An 18,750-nucleotide genomic window follows, 5' to 3' on the forward strand; every position below is an offset into this window, starting at 1 on the left:
ATTCCGTATTTTTAGACACACAAACTATACCTAATGGAAATCATCAAGAACCTACACTCTTATTTGGCCTATGTGGTTTTGGCCGTTTTAGTTATCGCAGTAATCAATGCCATAGCGGGCTGGTTGGGCAAAAAGGACTTCACCCTTCAAAAAGACCTTCGTATAAGCTTGTTTGCACTTATTTTAAGCCATATTCAATTATTGGTAGGACTGTTGTTGTATTTCACCTCTGGAAACGGACTAAAGGCCGTTCAGACTTTGGGAATGGGTGGATTGAATGCTCCTGCAAGACTTTTGGCGGTAGAGCATCCATTCATAAATATTATTGCTTTGGTTTTGATAACCATAGGTTGGTCCCGTCACAAAAAATTGATGGAAAGTGAGCGTAAGTTCAAGACCATCTCTATTTTTTACGGACTTGGATTGTTATTGATTTTGAGCCGTATTCCTTGGGGACAGTGGTTTGCATAAAGTAATTCCCGCGAAGGCGGGAATCTTACACAGTTTACTTAGTAACCTTTTTCCTTAAATGGTCACGTAGTTTATCTCCGTGATTATAATATGGTCCAGTAGTTCTATTTCTAATATAGCGGCAGCTTTTTCCATACGTTCTGTGAATGCTATATCAGCCTCACTTGGCTCCAAGTTACCAGAAGGATGATTGTGGCAGAGTACGATTTTTTGGCATTGCTTGGCTGCTGCCAAACTTAAAACTTGGACTGGTGTGACAATGTTTCGGTTGTTCGTTCCAATCGTCACTAATTCAATGTACTCAATATCGTTTGCCGCATTGAGCCCAATGGTCCAGAAATATTCTTTTTGCCTGTGGAGTCTGTTTTGTCGCCACAAAACCTTTTGCATAATGCGCGCAATATCATCGGTGCCGGATATATGTTTGTCCTCGTCTTTGGGAAGTCGTACTGTCATGAGCTAAAGATATTAAATGTTTTGTCACCTTGAGCACAGTCGAAAGGCAGACAAAACATCTCGCCTGCACTCGATGTGATTATTTGTTGGAAATCCATCATTCCATCTCCTTCAATAAAAACAAATACGCAGGAAAGTGGTCGCTATACCCAGCCGTATAGCTACCACCCGAGTAGGTGCGCAACGGATAACCTTTAAACCGGCCTGCATCGGTTCGGATAAATTTTGTCGCAAAAATACCGGCTTTCCAGAAGGATAATGTAGTGTGGTCTTCGGTCACCAAATTGGATGTCATAAAAATCTGGTCAAACAAGTTCCACTTGTCTTGGTAGGCCAATGAACCAATTCCTTTTTTGAACATCGCTTCCATTGGGTTGTACAGGCTGACACTATCCAATTGGCGCTTTTTGCCCTTCGTTTTCAGGATTTTTTTCAAACTGTCATCAATGGGGTCATCGTTTAGGTCGCCCAAGGAAATAATCTTCGCATCCAAATCCAATTCTTGGATGGAATCAATAATTCGCTTGTTCAACAAAGCTGCACGAACACGTAAAGGCGAACTTTTAGCAGCCCCGCCCCTGCGTGATGGCCAATGGTTTACAATAAAATGAATTTCTTCACCATCCATGGTGCCGCCCACCACCAATTGGTCACGGGTATATTGTCGGTCTCCCATATCATCAAACAACAAAAGCCGATGACTTTTAAACGACGATGGGATAAACGCCGCCTTTTTATAAAGTAGCGCCACATCAATACCGCGCGCATCAGGAGAATCAAAATGAATGATACCATAATCCTTATCCCGTAAATTGGGATGTTGCACCAAATCTTCCAGCACATCTAAATTTTCAACTTCACAAAGCCCCACAATATCCGGGGAGGTTTTGGAAGTTTCGGCACCAATTTGCGAAATGACTTTGGATAGGTTCTCTACCTTTTGTAGATAGCGCTCCTGCGTCCAATGATAACTACCCTCGGGAGTTCGGTCATCATCAAAAGTGAGTGAATCATTTACCGTATCGAACAAGTTTTCACAGTTGTAAAAAGCAATGGTTCTTAAGGTATATGTCTTGGACTTTTGTCCATAAAGTGAGGTCGATATTAATACAAGTAGGCATATTAATAATCGCATTTTATTTTGATTTTGTGGCTAAAATAAGTAGAATTGTTTGCTTTTTCGCAGTTTGTACAGCAATTACAACCCCTATTTACTTACTTAACCTATAATAAGATATGAGGCTAGCCACAGCATTGGCCTTGCTTTGTTGTTCCAATTTGCTGTACGCACAACAAAGTACTCGCATTACAGGGCAATTGATGGAGAAAGGGTTGGATGCATCTATTTCCAATGCCATAATTGCCATAGAAAACACTTCTCAAGAATTCGTAACCGACAACGAAGGCAAGTTTGAAATAACCTTGACCGAAACTGGGGGACAAATGCTTCGAATATCAGCTTTGGATTTTATTTCTAAGCGATTTTCGGTCTATTTGGAAGGAAACCCGATTGATTTGGGAATAATTTATCTAGAGAGGGACATTGCCCACGAACAAACCGATAACTTGATTTCCCTTACCGATGGAGACCTCTCTGACGATTTCGAATCTGTTTCCAGCTCGATGGGCTTGTTGCAATCCACTAGGGATATATTTCTGAACCGTGCGGCTTTTGATTTTGGACAGGCCTTCTTTAAGGTCCGAGGCTATGATTCGCGAAATGGGCAAGTATTGATGAACGGAATCCCAATGAACAAATTTTTTGATGGCAGACCCCAATGGAACAATTGGGGTGGACTGAATGATGTAGTCCGGAACCAAGAATTTACCAATAGCCTAACGTTGAATCCGTACACGTTCGGTGGAATTTTGGGCAATACCAACATTAATACCCGACCCTCTGGTTTCCGCCCAGGCCTAAGGTTATCCTCATCATTTTCCAACAGAACCTATCGCGGTAGGTTAATGGCGACGTATAATTCGGGAGAAAAGCCAAGCGGGATGGCGTATTCCGTGTCCGCTTCGCGTAGATGGGCCAAGGAAGGCTATGTGGAGGGCACATTGTACGATGCCTATTCCTTTTTTGGAGCAGTGGAATACCAATTCAATCCACAAAATAGTATCACTTTTACCTCGATTTTGGCACGAAACCGTCGTGGACGCTCATCTGCCTTGACGGAAGAAGTTTTTGATTTAATGGGAGGTCAATACAATCCGTATTGGGGAGAGCAAGACGGTAAAATCCGGAATTCACGGGAGCGAGAGATTTTTGAACCCTTGTTCCTTTTCAACTATGCTCTGAACAAGAAAAAATTCAATTGGAATGTTGGTGTTGCCTATCAAACAGGAATCAATTCCAGAAGCAGGATAGGCTATTACAATGCGCCGAATCCCGACCCAACGTACTATCGTTATTTGCCCAGTTACCACATCAACAGTTCTATTGGAGCAGATTTTATCAATGCAAACTTGGCCAAAGAAGCGTTTTTGGAAAACCCACAATTAGATTGGAAACAATTGTATGAAGCCAATACCAACAATAATGATAAGGCAGCTTATTTGCTTTATGATGATGTTGCCCAAAATACCACCATTTCGGGAGCCACAAATTTCAATTACACGTTGAATGATTTCATCAAACTGGGATTTGGAGGGAATTATAAGACTACCTCTTCTGAGAACTATGCCATGATTTTGGATTTATTGGCAGCTTCGTATCACGAGGATATGGACACCTTTTCCAATACTTTGAACAATGTCGATGGAGAACTACAGAAAACCGAAGGAGAAAAATTCAATTATCACTACAATTTGGATGCATCTCAAATGGAAGGCTTCGCCCAAGTACAGTTCACCTCTAAAAAATGGAACGGGTTTGCATCGGCATCGTATTCCAATTTTAATGTACAGCGTGATGGTCTCTTCAAAAATGAGCGCTATTTGGAAAACTCCTTTGGAACAGGCGAAAAAACAACGTTCTCCAATTTGGCCTACAAAGGAGGGTTCACTTATTTTTTAACGGGACGACATTGGTTTACGGCCAATGCGGCAATGGTGGAAAGACCTCCCATCATTCAGAATATATTTATCAATCCACGGGAAAACAATGAAATAGTTCCCGAGCTTCAGAAAGAGGTGGTGAGCAGTGTCGATTTAAGCTATTTTGTCCGTTTGCCCAGTTTAACGGGACGAGTCAGTGCATTTTACACAAGGTTCCAGCATACCACCGATATCAATTTCTTTTTTGTGGATTCAGGATTGGGTTCCGATTTTGTTCAGGAAGTAATCACAGGCTTGGACAGGCTTCACAAGGGCATCGAGTTTGGGTTTGAGTACGAGGCATCATCCAGTGTAAAATTGACCGCTGCCGGAAATGTGGGGCATTATGTGTATGCCAGTGACCCCTCCGTTCAAATCAATTTTGATACCGCAGGCGCCGAAGATGACCTGATTGCTCCCGAGGGAAATATAGATTTGGGAATTGCCAATCTTAAGGATTTAAAATTGGCCCAAGGGCCGCAAACTGCATTGGCGCTCGGCGTATCCTACCGAGCTCCAAAATATTGGTGGGTAAGCAGCACGACCAATTATCTCACGAATAATTATAGCAATCTTTCCACCATTACCAGAACGTCCAGTTTCTTGATGGATCCTGAAACAGGCAAACCATTTCCCGATGCTTCGGAAGAAAATGTGTCAAAATTGCTAAAGCAAAATAAACTGGACGATATCTACTTACTCAATCTGGTCGGGGGTAAATCTTGGTTGATTGATGGAAAGTACATTAGCTTTTTTGCAAGCATCAACAACGTTTTTGATACAGTTTTCCGCACCGGTGGCTATGAACAGAGCAGGAACGGAAATTTTGGACAGCTGAAACAAGACAACCAGAGTGGTTCGCCCTCCTTCGCCCCAAAATATTGGTACAGTTACGGAAGAACCTATTTCTTGAATTTGGCCATTAGCTTTTAATACCTACTTATGAAAAAATTGATTTTTAAAATTATGGGAGCCATCAGTTTGATGTCTGTTGTATGTTGCGTGGATGGAAGAGAATTTGATGAACTAGACTCAAGTTGCACAACCGATTTGGCAGCGAACATCACTTTTGAAGAATTGGACTCCCTGGTGCAAGATGATGTAATTCAGATTCAAGACGATTTGATTTTGGAAGGGTATGTGATTTCATCCGATCGGACGGGTAACTTTTTCGGGGTGCTGTATCTTCAAAATGCATTGAGCAATCCATCAAAAGGAATTCAACTGGAAATGGATTTGAGAGAATCACATTTACTGTTTCCGGTCGGGAGCAAAGTCTTGGTGAAGTTAAAAGACCTATATCTGGGAAAACGAGGCGAAAATATTCGAATGGGAAGTGTTTTTTCTTCTTTTGGAAATCTTTCTATTGGAAGATTGCCCTCAGTAAAAGTTTTTGAACATTTTTTGGTTTCATGCGAAGGAAGAGGAATTCCAGAACCGTTGATTGCCACCATTCCCGAAATGGATAGCTTACCATCTAATATATTGGTAAAATTGGAAAATGTAGAATTTGCTGAAGAAATTTTGGGCGAAACCTATGCTGTAGCCCAAGAAGAAACTGAAAGAACACTAGTGGATTGCGAAGAAAACGGGATTAAGCTTGTGAACAGTGGGTATGCCGATTTTCAAGCGGAAGCATTGCCCGAACCAAACGGTAAACTAACCGCGATTTTGACCAAAGACGGTAAAACGCCACAACTCATAATTAGAAGCTTAAAGGACGTAGATTTTGTGAATGAACGGTGTCCGGAGATTATTACCGAGTTCACTTCCAATAAAATTTTTATTTCGGAATTGGCCGACCCCGATAACAATGCCGGTGCTCGTTTTGTGGAGCTGTACAATTCATCTTCCGAGCCTTTGGATTTAAACCTATGGACGCTTCGCAGATACACCAACGATAATACAGAAGTGAGCTCCACCATTGATTTATCGGATTTTATAATCGGTGCTAAGAGTACCTTGGTCATATCTCCCAACGCAGCAGAGTTTGAACTGGTCTACGGGTTCGCTCCCGATTTGGGAGTGTCCACCAATAGTCCAGCGGATTCTAACGGAGATGATAATTTAGAGTTGGTCGACCCCTTCGGAACAGTAATCGATGTGTTCGGGGTAATCGGAGAGGATGGCTCGGGAACCAACCATGAGTTCGAGGATGGCCGGGCCGTTCGCAATCCTGATATTTTGGAAGGAAATCCTGTCTACACTTTTGGTGAATGGACCATTTTTAATGATTCGGGAGATGCCGGCACTACTGATTTACCCCAAAATGCCCCCGAGGATTTTTCCCCAGGGGTTCGGGATTAGTTTTTAAAATGCCTTGTAACTAAATTTTTGTCCACCAACCGAAGCATCGGCCATAAGACCAGCTTTTGGAAGTGCAAAAACAGCTACGCCATCTTTATATTTGGCATTAAAGGCGATGCCTGATTTTAAGGCAACTGCGGAGGTTTCTGCTGCAAACTGGAACTTCTCGGTCTTAAAGCGTTGCAAATCCACGTCGGTTTCAAAGAAAATTACTTCGATGATGGCCTGTCCACCAGCCTGAAGGCCAATGTTCAATTTTTTAAGGTCGGCCATACCTACAGCGGTGCCATTTTCGTAAACCACACCGTTACCGGATGCGCCACCGATAATAAAACCGCCTTTACCAACATTGGGGAATATGACATAACCGGCAGAATTCTCAAAAAAACCGTCCAAGCTAGGACTGGTTTCCAATAAAGTGGATTTTGCCTTTTCAGCATCGGCCATTATTTTTTCATCCTTTCTACTTTGGGCCGATATGGAAATGGTAAATAGAAAAATGGTAAGCATCACAACTGAATGTATCCTTTTCATAATATCTTATTTTAGGTTATCCAAAATTAAATAAAGAACCCCTTCCTGTCTGGAAAGGGTTTGCTAATTATTGTTAAGGAAAGCCTATAATTTATCTATTACATTTGCGGAAAATCCTCATCTTCCATCACCTCCTCCATTTGTAGCACGTGCCTTTCCATATGTCCTGCGATAAAAACAATGAGCTGTGCGGCGTCTACGGTACCAAAAGGTAGTTGGGCGTAACGGTTTCTTAAATCATCTTCGGTAGTTTCAACATACTCCATAAGTTCTTGGCGAATGGCAAGCAACGCCGCCAAGGCTTCTTCCGTGGACCCGTACTGTCCACTTGGCTCAAAGGGTTCGGATGTTTTTACTTTTTGGCTTCTGTCCGCGACCATGGACATGATTTGGTCATCCTGAAATACTAGTGAGTCTTTTAGGGAAGGGTTAGGGCCGTCAGCCACACTTTTATGTACTGATTCAATGAACATTTTTTCGGTCAGAGCAAGGTGTTCCACGTTTTCGGCAATGGACCAAGAGGTTGGGTCGGGCTTGTAGTCGAGTTGTTCATCGGAAAGTCCATCCAATACTTGTTTCATGTGTTCTCGACTTTCTGTTAAATGTTTCATGATCCATTCTTTGTCCTTTGGGTCAAGTTGTGTTCCTGGATTTTTGGTAAAACCGAAAAATAGAACAATGGCTAAAGGGAAGAGTAATTTTTTCATTTGTAATGGCGTTTTTATTTTTTTATACAGTTTCTTAATAGTTAGTACTTTAAAGATAATTCAAATAGTAATATCAAATAATAAATTAACGAATGAGTAAAGAAATCCTTAAATTTAGGAAAGCATGCAGATGCGTCCAGCACACACATTATTCAGATGGATTAAAATAGATGATGACTATTATTTAATAGTATTTTAATATCGATTATCTATTGTTTGGAAAGTGAATCATGTAATTTTACAGAAGCTATTAATTAACACAGAACTATAATATCATGAGTAAAGAATTGGCTAATGGTGCAGATGAGGGCATGTGCCCTTTTCTGAACGGCGAACTGAAACAAGTGGCCGGAAGCGGTACCCAAAATCAAGATTGGTGGCCCAATAGGCTTAAATTGGAACTTTTGAGCCAGCATTCAAATAAAATAGATCCATTTGGAGAGGAATTCAATTATGCGGAGGAATTCAAAAAACTGGACTACGCAGCTTTGAAGAAAGATATTTTGGACATAATGACCGATTCAAAGGATTGGTGGCCGGCTGATTTTGGAAGTTATGCCGGATTGTTCATACGTATGGCTTGGCATAGTGCAGGAACGTATCGCGCCGGTGATGGTCGCGGAGGAGGAGGACGTGGTCAGCAACGTTTTGCACCGTTAAATTCCTGGCCGGACAACGTGAGCTTGGACAAAGCACGTCGACTGTTATGGCCCGTCAAACAAAAATATGGCAAGAAAATTTCTTGGGCAGACCTTATGATATTGGCCGGAAACGTGGCCTTGGAGTCCACAGGGTTCCGAACTTTTGGTTTTGCAGGAGGTCGTGAGGACGTTTGGGAACCAGACCAAGATGTATATTGGGGAAGCGAAACGGAATGGTTGGCCTTGAGCGATACGCCAAATAGCCGTTACTCCCACAATAAAGAGGAGCGTGATTTGGAAAACCCATTGGCCGCAGTTCAAATGGGATTGATTTACGTAAACCCAGAAGGCCCTGACGCAAATCCCGACCCGATAGCTGCAGCACACGATATAAGGGAGACCTTTAAGCGTATGGCGATGAATGATGAGGAAACCGTGGCGCTAATAGCTGGCGGGCATACCATAGGCAAGACACATGGTAATGGAGATGCAGAGCAGGTAGGTGGAGACCCCGAAGGAGAGGATTTGGCATTACAAGGTTTTGGATGGGTCAATAAAAATGGTACAGGAAAGGGCTCCGATGCCTTTACTTCCGGATTGGAAGTGACGTGGACGTCTACTCCGGTACAATGGAGCAACGATTTCTTTAAGTTCTTGTTCAAATACGAATGGGAATTGACAAAAAGCCCTGCAGGAGCACACCAATGGGTGGCAAAGGATGCTGATGCCATAATTCCCGATGCTTTTGGAGGACCTAACAAGAAACCGACCATGTTGACTACCGACCTGTCGCTTCGTTTTGATCCCGAATATGAGAAAATTTCTCGCCGATTCATGGAAGACCCACAAGCCTTTGCCGATGCGTATGCGCGTGCATGGTTTAAGTTGACCCACCGTGATATGGGACCACGTTCCCGTTATTTAGGTCCAGAGGTGCCAAAAGAGGAGCTAGATTGGCAAGACCCTATTCCAGCAATCGATTATACTTTGGTAGACGATGCGGATGTAAAAGAGCTAAAGGAAAAAGTATTGTCATCTGGGCTATCCATTTCTGATTTGGTGTATACTGCATGGGCATCGGCTTCCACTTTCCGTGGCGGCGATAAGCGCGGAGGGGCCAACGGAGCCCGTATCAATTTAGAACCCATGAACGGTTGGGAGGTTAACAAGGACACTGGTAAAGTGATTTCTACACTTGAAGGTATCAAAAATGAATTCAGCGAAAATGCTGTTGGAGGAAAGAAAATTTCCTTGGCTGATATGATTGTGTTGGCCGGTAGTGCAGCTGTTGAAAAAGCAGCTAGTGATGCAGGCTTTTCGATTAAGGTGCCATTTAGCCCTGGCCGTAATGATGCTAAACAGGAGCAGACCGAAATAGAGTCCACCAACTATCTTGAGCCAAAGTATGATGGTTTTAGGAACTACGTTAAGGAAGGGGTAAAAGTTAAAGCGGAACACCTATTGGTGGACAAGGCTCAATTGCTTACCCTTACCACCCCCGAAATGACGGCTCTAGTTGGAGGATTACGTGTATTGGGCGCCAATTTTGATGGGTCAAAGAAAGGAGTTTTCACCGATAGAGTAGGCGTGTTGAGCAACGATTTCTTTGTGAACCTACTGGATATGGGCACCCAATGGAAGGCCGTAGATGAGGAAAAATCGTTGTACGAAGGAAGCGACCGTGAGTCCGGCGAAGTAAAATGGACCGGAACACGTGTGGACTTGGTATTTGGTTCCAACTCTATATTGCGTGCCGTAGCCGAAGTTTATGCAGCTGAAGATGGAAAACAAAAATTTGTTGAAGACTTTGTAGCAGCATGGACCAAAGTGATGAACCTAGATCGCTTTGATTTGGATTAATCCATTCGAAGCAAAAAATAGAAAAAGAAAATTAATTGCAATTGCTGCCATGACCCAATCGGTTATGGCAGTTTTTTTATAACTTTCAATCACCTATGAGCAATAAAGAAGAACTCTTCGATAATATACGACTTGGGAACTCAGAAGCTGTTGAGAACCTATTGGGAAGCAACCCTAAACTTTTGGAAAGTAAAGACCAAAGAGGCTCTACTCCACTACTGTTGGCCGCTTACTATGGCCATGAGAATGTGGTGGAGTTTCTGTTGGAAAAAGGGGCCGCAGTCGATGCTTTGGATGGCTCTGGAAACACGGCCTTAATGGGAGTTTGCTTTAAAGGTTACACAGATATAGCCAAAAAATTGGTTGATGCCGGGGCCAATGTTAGTCAAAAAAATGCCATGGGAGCAACCTGTCTTATTTATGCCGTAACCTTCAACAGGAAGGAGATTGCCGAACTATTGTTGGAACATGGGGCAGATACCACGGTTAAAGACGCCAGGGGAAAAACCGCTATGGATCTGGTAGTGGAACAGGGAAACGCAGAACTGGAAGAACTTTTAAAAAAATACTAGATGTCCACAACTTTGAACCTTGCTTTGATTCAGACCGATTTGTATTGGGAAGACCCGATAAGCAACCGAAAAATGTTTGAAGAAAAGATTGAGGGCATTTCAGACGATGTGGATTTGATTATACTTCCCGAAATGTTCACCACAGGTTTTACCATGAAGCCTGAAAAAATTTTACTGCCCGAAAGCAAGGGAACACTCGATTGGATGAAAAAAATCGCCCAAGAAAGCAACACGGCGCTTATCGGAAGCATTGTTTTTCAAGAAAGCGGAAAGTTTTTCAACCGATTGTTCTTTGCATCCCCCAATGGAACTGTAGCAGCCTACGACAAAAAGCACACCTTTACGCTGGCCGGTGAAGATGAGGTATACGAGGCAGGCCGTGAAAAGCTCATATTTGAATATAAAGGCTTCAAAATTTGTCCAATGATCTGTTATGATCTTAGATTCCCGGTTTGGTCCAGAAATCTGGAGGATTACGATGTACTGATCTATGTTGCCAATTGGCCAAGTAAGAGAATCAATGCCTGGGACACACTACTAAAGGCAAGGGCCATCGAAAACATGTCCTACTGTATTGGGGTAAACAGAACAGGAATCGACGGATTGGATTACGAATATCCAGGACATTCAGCGGTTTACGATGTTCTTGGAGAACCATTGGCCTTTTCTCGAGATCAAGAAGTTCTGTATGCTACCTTGAACAAAGAGCATGTTTCATCCACCAGAAAGCAACTACGATTTTTAGAAGACCGCGATAACTTTAGTTTGATAGGATAAAGGTTTCCTCCTTTTCCCAGTTCGCCCTAATTTCAATAGTTCCGGGATAGTAGCTAATTTCTTCAGGCTGCCTTTTTTCAAGATAATTTCCCGTATCCAATTTCCCGTTACCGTTTTCATCAAAAATAACACGGGCAACATAATTCCCCGGATTCAAATTGTTGAACTCAAAAGCTTGGGGTTCGGTGGCAAAAATCTCCCGTTGTACCTCACCCTTTTCATTGGTTAGCTGAACAATTACAGGGAAAGTAACGTTTCCGCTCAAAATCATTGTTAAATTACCGTAATCTGCAAAGCTACTGGTGGATAGGTTATAGGCCAAAGAATCGTTTTGGATGCCAAAGAAGTCAGTTATCGCGCCCGGTAACAACGAAAAGGAATATTTTTGGTTGGGCTCCGTTTCAAAATCAAAATCTATTTTGTTGCGAAGGGTATCCAGTTCGTAAGTATATGCCGCAGGGATGGAATCGCTCACCATTAGGGATATGTTGCTGGTGTCCATAGCAGCAATCGGCGTATTGGCCAAAATGCTGAACGTGTCCTCAAAATTGAACTTTCCGTTCACCGAGGCTGATAGTTTTAAGGAATCCATGGGCAAGTTTCGCATCTTTACCGTGAATGTATCCAGCACCTGAACCTTATCATTCCTTACCGTAAAAATAATGGAATCCAAATCCGTTGGCGTAAACCAGTAATTTAAGGTGTCCTTGGCCCTTTCTTTTAATATGGTACTGCTTACCGAATCGGGCAAGGTCGTCAAGGTTTCAATCACCATATCCCTATAATCACCTTGATAACCAAAAATGATTTTGTTGTTCGCCGCCAAACTGGGCACAGAAGGTTTGTAATTCAATTGCTCACGAAACAGGTTTAGTCCATAAATAGAATCGGTGGGTAGCGTTATGGTGTCCTCGATAAAGCCAATCTTATCCTGTCCTTGGTCGAACATATTGTTTTTGTTCACATCCTTCAATCCGAATAGGGCATACTTTCCTGCCTTTAAGTTCCTGAGCTCAAAAAATGGAAGACTATCACCCGTGTTGGTGATGTATAAGGGTGGTTGTTTGTAAATAGTGGAATCTGTGTAAGAACTATCAATTTCGTACAGCATTACACTTATAAACTCATCTGCTTTTCGGTTGATGGCATCTTTTACCGCACCGCTCAAGGTGAGAGAATCCAAATAATCCCCGGTAGAGAATACGTAGCTCAAAAAGCTATTGGGATTACCTTCGTTGTTGTCCACGATGCTTTGTCCAAAATTAATGGTGTAGGTCGTGTTTTCGCGGAGCGTATCCTTAATTATCACTTCAATATACCTGCTTGGACCTCCCATGGGAGATATTGTGGCCGGGTTTTTAAATGGAGGTGATACCACCAATTGGTTTTGCACATCTTCCAGTTTGATGAGCTCATCAAAATAGAGACGAATTTTTGTTGCCTTAAAATTAGTACTGAAGTTTTTAGGTTCCGCCCGAACCAATTTAGGAGGTGTAATATCTTTGGGTCCACCGCTCGGGGAACCTCGTTTGGCACATTGCCAAAGGGCAAGCACCATAAAGGTAACAAAAAGAAGTCCCAACAGTTTTTTTAAGTACACCATGCCTAAAAATAATGTGGAACAAAGAAACAACTAATTTGAAAACTTGGGCCTCGCATTAATAAATTTTAACCCTCTGGCACAACGGCCATGGTCAATACCGAAACCGATACGCCCTTTTGTTGTAGAAGTGTTTTGGTACAAGATTCAATGGTGGCTCCCGTGGTAATCACATCGTCCACCAAGAGCACATGTTTAAATTTCCGGTGGTTTGATGCATTTAAAGTAAAAGCATCCTTTGAGCTTTCCCAACGGCTTTGCCTATTCTTTTTGGTAAGGGTCTTTATGTTTTTTGTTTTGATCAGCCAATCATCGCAATAAGTCGCGCCAATTTGTTCTGCAATGGTTTTGGCAAACAGTGCCACTTGGTTGTAACCGCGTTTTTTTAGTTTTTTTGGATGAAGAGGTACAGGTACTACAGCATCAATATTGTTTAGTTGCCCATTTTCCATTAAAAGGGCACCACACCATTCCCCAAAAAAGCCTCCGATTTCTTCCTGATTCTTGTATTTTAACCAGTGCAATAAATTTTTAACAAGGCCATTTTTTGTAAAAAAAACAAAAGAAGCAGCCTTTTTTATCGGGATTCTACCATAAAATCTACGGTCCACTGCATTTTCTTCCAGATAGTTATGATCGGTGAGTGGCACATCATGTCGACAAACGGCACACAAAATACGTTCTCCACTAAATAATTGGGTATTACATCCAAAACATACCCTTGGCAATAGGATGTTGTTAATCTCGTTTATTATCTTAGCCAACCTTTTTGGTGTCAAATCTTATACAATTTAGAGTAGTCTGTCAACCCCATGAACTCCCAAGATAATAATTTCAACTACAAAATTATCTTTGCCGCAATGGCAGCGGTCATTGTGGGTATACTTATTGCCTTTTATTACAGCTATGCACAGTCCAAAAATCAAATGATCTACCTAGAAGAGGAAAAAGGACTTTTGGTAAAAGATTTGACATTGATGCGGGCTGAGGTCGACCGGTTATCGGGATTGAACGAGGTGAACGAAATTGAGCTACAGACATCACGTTTTCGGGTACAGCAACTTCTAGACTCGGTAGGAAGGTTAAACTTTAGTATTACCAAACTGAAGGACACTAGAAAAGAACTACGAAAATTGGAATTGCGTTTTGACAGTCTTAAGCTCAAGAACAACTTTTTGCGCTATAACAACAGTTTATTGGCGAGCAAGTACGATGAAACCATCAAACAACTGGAAGAACTTCGGGGCAGGGCCAACAATATGCAGCGAACGGAATCCTTGCTTCGCGAAACCAATAAGGAGCTCACTAAGGAACTCCGTATCAAAAGTTATCTCAAATTACAGGATGCTGAAGGAAGCGGATTTAGATTAAGGGCGGGCAGGCCCATCAAAACGAACAAGGCTTCAGTAATCGAGAAGTTGAGAGGATGTGTCACTATTTTAAGCGACGCCAGCTCTCGAGGGGACATAAAGGTGCTATATCTACAATTTTTGGACCCCAATATGGCCATTATCGAGGACAATGCCAATACAATTTCGGTTAGTGGGAATACCTATAGCAAAAAGGTAGAGATTGTTTATACTGGAAAGGAGATCAGTATTTGCGATGCCATCACCGTTCCAGAGGGCTCGTTGGTAGAAGGAATTTATACCCTGAATGTGTTCGAGGACGAAAGATTGTTGGCTTCGACTGAATTTCAGCTGAAATAGCATACTACTTTTTGGGTAAAATTCTATTTTTGCCCAATGGCAAATCAGGAAGACATTTTTAAGAAGGTTATCTCCCACGCGAAGGAGTACGGTTATGTATTTCAATCTAGTGAGATCTATGATGGACTTAGCGCTGTTTATGACTACGGACAGAACGGTGCCGAGCTAAAGAAGAACATTCGTGAATATTGGTGGAAGGCAATGGTGCAGCTCAATGAGAACATCGTGGGTATTGATGCTGCCATATTTATGCACCCCACCACATGGAAGGCCTCTGGCCACGTGGATGCCTTCAACGACCCTTTGATAGACAACAAAGACTCCAAAAAAAGATACCGTGCCGATGTCCTTATCGAGGACTATGCTGCCAAAATTGAAGCTAAAATCGATAAGGAAGTTACCAAAGCAGAAAAACGTTTTGGTGATAGCTTTGATAAAGAACAGTTCCTGACCACCAACCGGAGGGTGATGGACTACCAAGAAAAGGCCGATACCATCTTAAAACGTATGGGTAAATCCCTTGCCAATGAGGATTTGGCCGATGTTAAGGCTTTGATAGAGGAATTGGAGATTGCCTGTCCACTTTCTGGATCTAAAAACTGGACCGACGTAAAACAGTTCAATTTGATGTTCGGCACCAAGTTGGGAGCTTCTGCAGATAGTGCGATGGACCTTTACCTTCGCCCGGAAACCGCGCAAGGTATATTTGTCAACTTTTTGAACGTACAAAAAACCGGAAGGATGAAGATTCCGTTTGGGATTGCCCAGACCGGTAAAGCCTTCCGTAACGAGATTGTAGCCCGTCAGTTTATTTTCCGAATGAGGGAGTTTGAACAGATGGAAATGCAATTCTTTATAAAACCGGGCACCCAAATGGAGTGGTACGAAGCTTGGAAAGAAAAACGAATGAAATGGCACCTTTCACTGGGAATGGGCGAGGACAACTATCGCTTCCATGATCATGAAAAATTGGCCCACTATGCCGATGCTGCAGCTGATATCGAATTTAAGTTTCCCTTCGGATTCAAGGAGTTGGAAGGAATCCACTCCCGCACCGATTTTGATTTGGGCAAGCATGAAGAATACTCAGGTAAAAAACTACAATATTTCGACCACGAAGAAAACAAGAGCTACACCCCTTATGTTTTGGAAACTTCCATTGGTTTGGACCGTATGTTCTTGGCCGTATTCTCCAACTCGTTGCAAGAAGAGGAATTGGAAAATGGCTCCACTCGTACTGTGTTGAAGATTCCAGCAGTTTTGGCACCAAACAAAGTTGCCGTTCTGCCCTTGTTAAAACGTGACGGATTACCAGAAGTAGCACAAAAATTGGTCGATGAGTTAAAATGGGATTTCAATGTGGATTATGATGAAAAGGATGCCGTAGGTCGTCGTTACCGTCGTCAAGATGCGGCTGGAACGCCTTTCTGTGTTACCGTGGACCATCAAACATTGGAAGACGATACCGTGACCATTCGCCACAGGGATACCATGGACCAAAAACGCGTGAAACTTTCAGAGGTGAAAGATATCATCTCCAAAGAAGTGGACATGCGTTACTGGTTACAAAAAATCTAATTTGTTAAATTTCGTAAAGGTTGTCAGGTCGAGCGCAGTCGAGACCTGTTTTCAGTATTTTAACTCAATAATCGTTCGAATCCGAACGAGATGGTAGGGTGTTAGAACAAACCTGTAATTTCCCCGTCATCGTTTATATCGATACCTTCGGATGAGGGGCGCGTTGGTAATCCTGGCATACGCATGATGTCTCCTGTGATAGGGATTAGGAAGCCAGCTCCGACCGCTATTTCAATTTCCCGAACGGTAATGATAAAATCCTTTGGCCTGCCCAAAAGTTTTGGATTATCGGATAACGATTTTTGCGTTTTGGCGATACAAACTGGTAGATGATCTAGTCCTAAATCCGTTATTTTACGCAAATTAGCTTTCGCCTTCGCGGTATAGTCCACATATTCCGCGCCATAAATTTCGGTCGCAATAGTAGCAATTTTATCGGTTACGCTGCTATTCCAATCGTAAAGAGGTTTAAATGATGATTCTTTGGATGATACGATATCGACGACCGCTTTGGCGAGTTCCTCGGCACCTTCACCTCCCTTGGCCCAAACATTGGCCAAGGCCACCCGTATTCCTTTGGACGCTGCCAATGCCTTGACAACGGCAATCTCTTCCTCCGTGTCAGATATAAATTTGTTGATGGCGATTACAGGCACCATTTTAAACTTACCGATATTTTCCAAATGCTTTTCCAGATTAGGAAGTCCTTTTTTCAAGGCTTCGACATTGGGTTCCGTTAACGATTTTAAATCGGCTCCTCCGTGATATTTTAGAGCTCGAATTGTAGTGGTGAGTACAACAGCTTTTGGAGTTAGGCCAGCACTTTGACATTTGATATCAAAGAATTTTTCGGCTCCGAGGTCAAAACCAAAACCAGCCTCGGTTACTGTGTAATCAGAATAGGACATTCCCATCAAGGTGGCAATTACGGAATTGGTCCCCTGTGCAATGTTGGCAAATGGTCCACCGTGAATAATGGCCGGGTTTCCTTCAATGGTCTGCACCAAATTGGGTTTTATGGCATCTTTCAACAAAGCGGTCATGGCACCCTCAGCTTTCAAATCTTTTGCGTAGATAGGTTGTTTATCGTAGGTATAGCCGACAAAAATATTTCCTAATCGCTTTTTTAAATCGCTCAAACTTTCCGCCAAACATAAAATCGCCATAATTTCAGATGCTGCGGTTATGTCGAAACCGGTCTCTCTGGGCACACCCGAAGTAGTACCGCCCAGACCTACGATTATTTGACGCAAGGAACGGTCGTTCATATCCATAACGCGTTTCCAGCCTATAGTTCTAGGGTCCAGTAACAACGAATTGGTCTTACTTTGGATATTATTATCGATAATCGCCGATAATAGGTTATGTGCTTTTTCTATGGCGGAAAAATCGCCAGTAAAGTGCAGATTGATGTCCTCCATGGGCAACACTTGGGAATACCCGCCTCCCGTGGCCCCTCCTTTGATTCCGAACACAGGGCCCAACGAAGGCTCGCGCAATACTACGGTAGATTTTTTCCCCAATCGGTTCAAACCTTCGGAAAGACCGATGGACATAGTGGTTTTGCCCTCACCGGCAGGGGTCGGGGAAATGGCCGATACCAAAATAAGGTTGCTGTTCTGTGCTTTTTCCCGATTTATGGCATTCAGGGGAAGTTTGGCCTTGTATTTTCCATACAATTCAATATTGTAAGGGTCGACACCAAATTTTTCAGCAATGGAGGAAATATGTTGCAGCGAAACGCCTTTGGCGATTTGTAAATCTGTCATAGTAAATTCTTATGTGTACATGGAAAGGAATTTCCAAAATGTATCTACAATATACTATAATCGGTTGAGTAAAACTATGACATTTGTGCATATAGAGAAGCTATTCCACACGTTTGCCCTCTGTGGTAAAAGAGAGTCCTTGTTGGCCAGAGGTGGAAATCATAACACCTTCAAAATAGGGTTCGTGAGAGGAGGGCTTAATGGACCATTGGAATAAAAAGTTGGCTCCTGTTCCTCCGGAACGGTCCTTTTCATCGATAACGATTTCTACAGTTTCCATTGGTTTAATATAGATGGTTTCGTCAAAATATGTCCTGATAGGGTTACCCTTGGTATCAAAATACTCTGCCTTATTGATGTAAATCGTGTCCCTTAGATTGGTGTTTCGCATGCTTATGGTGCTCGTAAGATTGTGGGTGCGGTGTTCCGTTTCACTGTAAATTTCGGAGTATACGGATAGGTACGATGTTCCGCTCATTAATGAGTCTTGAACTGAAATGGTGGCAGTTCTGTTGCTCCAGTTCACGGGGTCAATGGAACTTACCTCTTTCTGTGCTTTTTCGGTACAGGAAAAAATCAATAGTAAAACTATAAGAGAGACAAAATTTCTAATCATATACTTGGCAAAAGGATAACTAAGATACGGATTACGGACCAATGCCTTGTAACGTATGATCATTGTTTTTGAAAACGACTTCTCCTAGCACTTTGAAATGGGCTAAACGATTTT

At 42.5% G+C, this 18,750-nt stretch carries 16 protein-coding genes; 8 read left to right on the forward strand and 8 right to left on the reverse strand.

Translation table 11 applies throughout. From position 1 onward, the window contains the following. The first annotated feature begins 33 nt into the window (after window positions 1-33). Window positions 34-471, forward strand: a complete 438-nt coding sequence (locus DCK90_RS08845; protein WP_108245813.1) for a hypothetical protein — start codon at window positions 34-36, stop codon at window positions 469-471. Window positions 472-525: 54 nt separating this feature from the next. Here the strand turns inward: DCK90_RS08845 and DCK90_RS08850 are convergent, their stop codons facing one another. Next, window positions 526-927, reverse strand: coding sequence for a JAB domain-containing protein (locus DCK90_RS08850; RefSeq protein ID WP_108245814.1), 402 nt, complete (start codon window positions 925-927; stop codon window positions 526-528). 97 nt (window positions 928-1,024) lie between these two features. After that, complete coding sequence (locus tag DCK90_RS08855) at window positions 1,025-2,062, reverse strand: endonuclease/exonuclease/phosphatase family protein (RefSeq protein ID WP_108245815.1); 1,038 nt, start codon at window positions 2,060-2,062, stop codon at window positions 1,025-1,027. 101 nt (window positions 2,063-2,163) lie between these two features. Here DCK90_RS08855 and DCK90_RS08860 point away from each other — a divergent pair, with 101 nt between their 5' ends. Further along, window positions 2,164-4,899: a TonB-dependent receptor gene (locus DCK90_RS08860; protein ID WP_108245816.1), complete on the forward strand. Its 2,736-nt coding sequence runs from the start codon at window positions 2,164-2,166 to the stop codon at window positions 4,897-4,899. Window positions 4,900-4,908: 9 nt separating this feature from the next. Continuing rightward, the gene (locus DCK90_RS08865) at window positions 4,909-6,273 is read left to right on the forward strand and encodes a DUF5689 domain-containing protein (RefSeq protein WP_108245817.1); all 1,365 of its coding nucleotides are present in this window, start codon (window positions 4,909-4,911) and stop codon (window positions 6,271-6,273) included. Window positions 6,274-6,276: 3 nt separating this feature from the next. Here DCK90_RS08865 and DCK90_RS08870 read toward each other — a convergent pair whose 3' ends face one another. Both DCK90_RS08870 and DCK90_RS08875 read right to left on the reverse strand, forming a co-directional pair. Continuing rightward, complete coding sequence (locus tag DCK90_RS08870; RefSeq protein ID WP_108245818.1) at window positions 6,277-6,807, reverse strand: lipid-binding SYLF domain-containing protein; 531 nt, start codon at window positions 6,805-6,807, stop codon at window positions 6,277-6,279. Window positions 6,808-6,905: 98 nt separating this feature from the next. Next, entirely contained in the window at window positions 6,906-7,514 is a 609-nt protein-coding gene (locus DCK90_RS08875; RefSeq protein ID WP_108245819.1) for a DinB family protein, read from the reverse strand. 275 nt (window positions 7,515-7,789) lie between these two features. On the opposite strand from DCK90_RS08875, the gene katG reads away from it, so the two are divergent. The 3 genes from katG (at window position 7,790) to DCK90_RS08890 (ending at window position 11,364) form a co-directional block, all read left to right on the forward strand. Beyond that, on the forward strand, window positions 7,790-10,015 hold the full coding sequence (gene katG, locus DCK90_RS08880) for a catalase/peroxidase HPI (protein ID WP_199912669.1): 2,226 nt from the start codon (window positions 7,790-7,792) through the stop codon (window positions 10,013-10,015). A 95-nt stretch (window positions 10,016-10,110) separates the two neighbouring features. Then, window positions 10,111-10,587, forward strand: coding sequence for an ankyrin repeat domain-containing protein (locus DCK90_RS08885; RefSeq protein WP_108245820.1), 477 nt, complete (start codon window positions 10,111-10,113; stop codon window positions 10,585-10,587). Continuing rightward, a complete protein-coding gene (locus DCK90_RS08890) occupies window positions 10,588-11,364 on the forward strand; it encodes a nitrilase family protein (RefSeq protein WP_108245821.1) in 777 nt (258 codons plus the stop codon). Here the strand turns inward: DCK90_RS08890 and DCK90_RS08895 are convergent. Together DCK90_RS08895 and DCK90_RS08900 are read right to left on the reverse strand one after the other, a co-directional pair. Next, a complete protein-coding gene (locus DCK90_RS08895; protein ID WP_108245822.1) occupies window positions 11,348-12,967 on the reverse strand; it encodes an Ig-like domain-containing protein in 1,620 nt (539 codons plus the stop codon). The genes DCK90_RS08890 and DCK90_RS08895 overlap by 17 nt on opposite strands. Window positions 12,968-13,032: 65 nt before the next feature. Continuing rightward, complete coding sequence (locus tag DCK90_RS08900) at window positions 13,033-13,728, reverse strand: ComF family protein (protein ID WP_234414688.1); 696 nt, start codon at window positions 13,726-13,728, stop codon at window positions 13,033-13,035. Window positions 13,729-13,776: 48 nt separating this feature from the next. Between DCK90_RS08900 and DCK90_RS08905 the strand changes: the two genes are divergently transcribed. Together DCK90_RS08905 and DCK90_RS08910 are read left to right on the forward strand one after the other, a co-directional pair. Next, on the forward strand, window positions 13,777-14,673 hold the full coding sequence (locus DCK90_RS08905) for a coiled-coil domain-containing protein (RefSeq protein WP_108245824.1): 897 nt from the start codon (window positions 13,777-13,779) through the stop codon (window positions 14,671-14,673). Between the two features lie 36 nt (window positions 14,674-14,709). Then, window positions 14,710-16,251, forward strand: coding sequence for a glycine--tRNA ligase (locus DCK90_RS08910; protein ID WP_108245825.1), 1,542 nt, complete (start codon window positions 14,710-14,712; stop codon window positions 16,249-16,251). A 101-nt stretch (window positions 16,252-16,352) separates the two neighbouring features. Here DCK90_RS08910 and DCK90_RS08915 read toward each other — a convergent pair whose 3' ends face one another. Together DCK90_RS08915 and DCK90_RS08920 are read right to left on the reverse strand one after the other, a co-directional pair. After that, entirely contained in the window at window positions 16,353-18,020 is a 1,668-nt protein-coding gene (locus tag DCK90_RS08915; protein WP_108245826.1) for a formate--tetrahydrofolate ligase, read from the reverse strand. Window positions 18,021-18,120: 100 nt separating this feature from the next. After that, complete coding sequence (locus DCK90_RS08920; protein WP_176619543.1) at window positions 18,121-18,636, reverse strand: DUF3124 domain-containing protein; 516 nt, start codon at window positions 18,634-18,636, stop codon at window positions 18,121-18,123. Between the last annotated feature and the right edge of the window lie 114 nt (window positions 18,637-18,750).

Source organism: Muricauda brasiliensis, assembly GCF_003057865.1.
Taxonomy (GTDB): domain Bacteria; phylum Bacteroidota; class Bacteroidia; order Flavobacteriales; family Flavobacteriaceae; genus Flagellimonas; species Flagellimonas chongwuensis.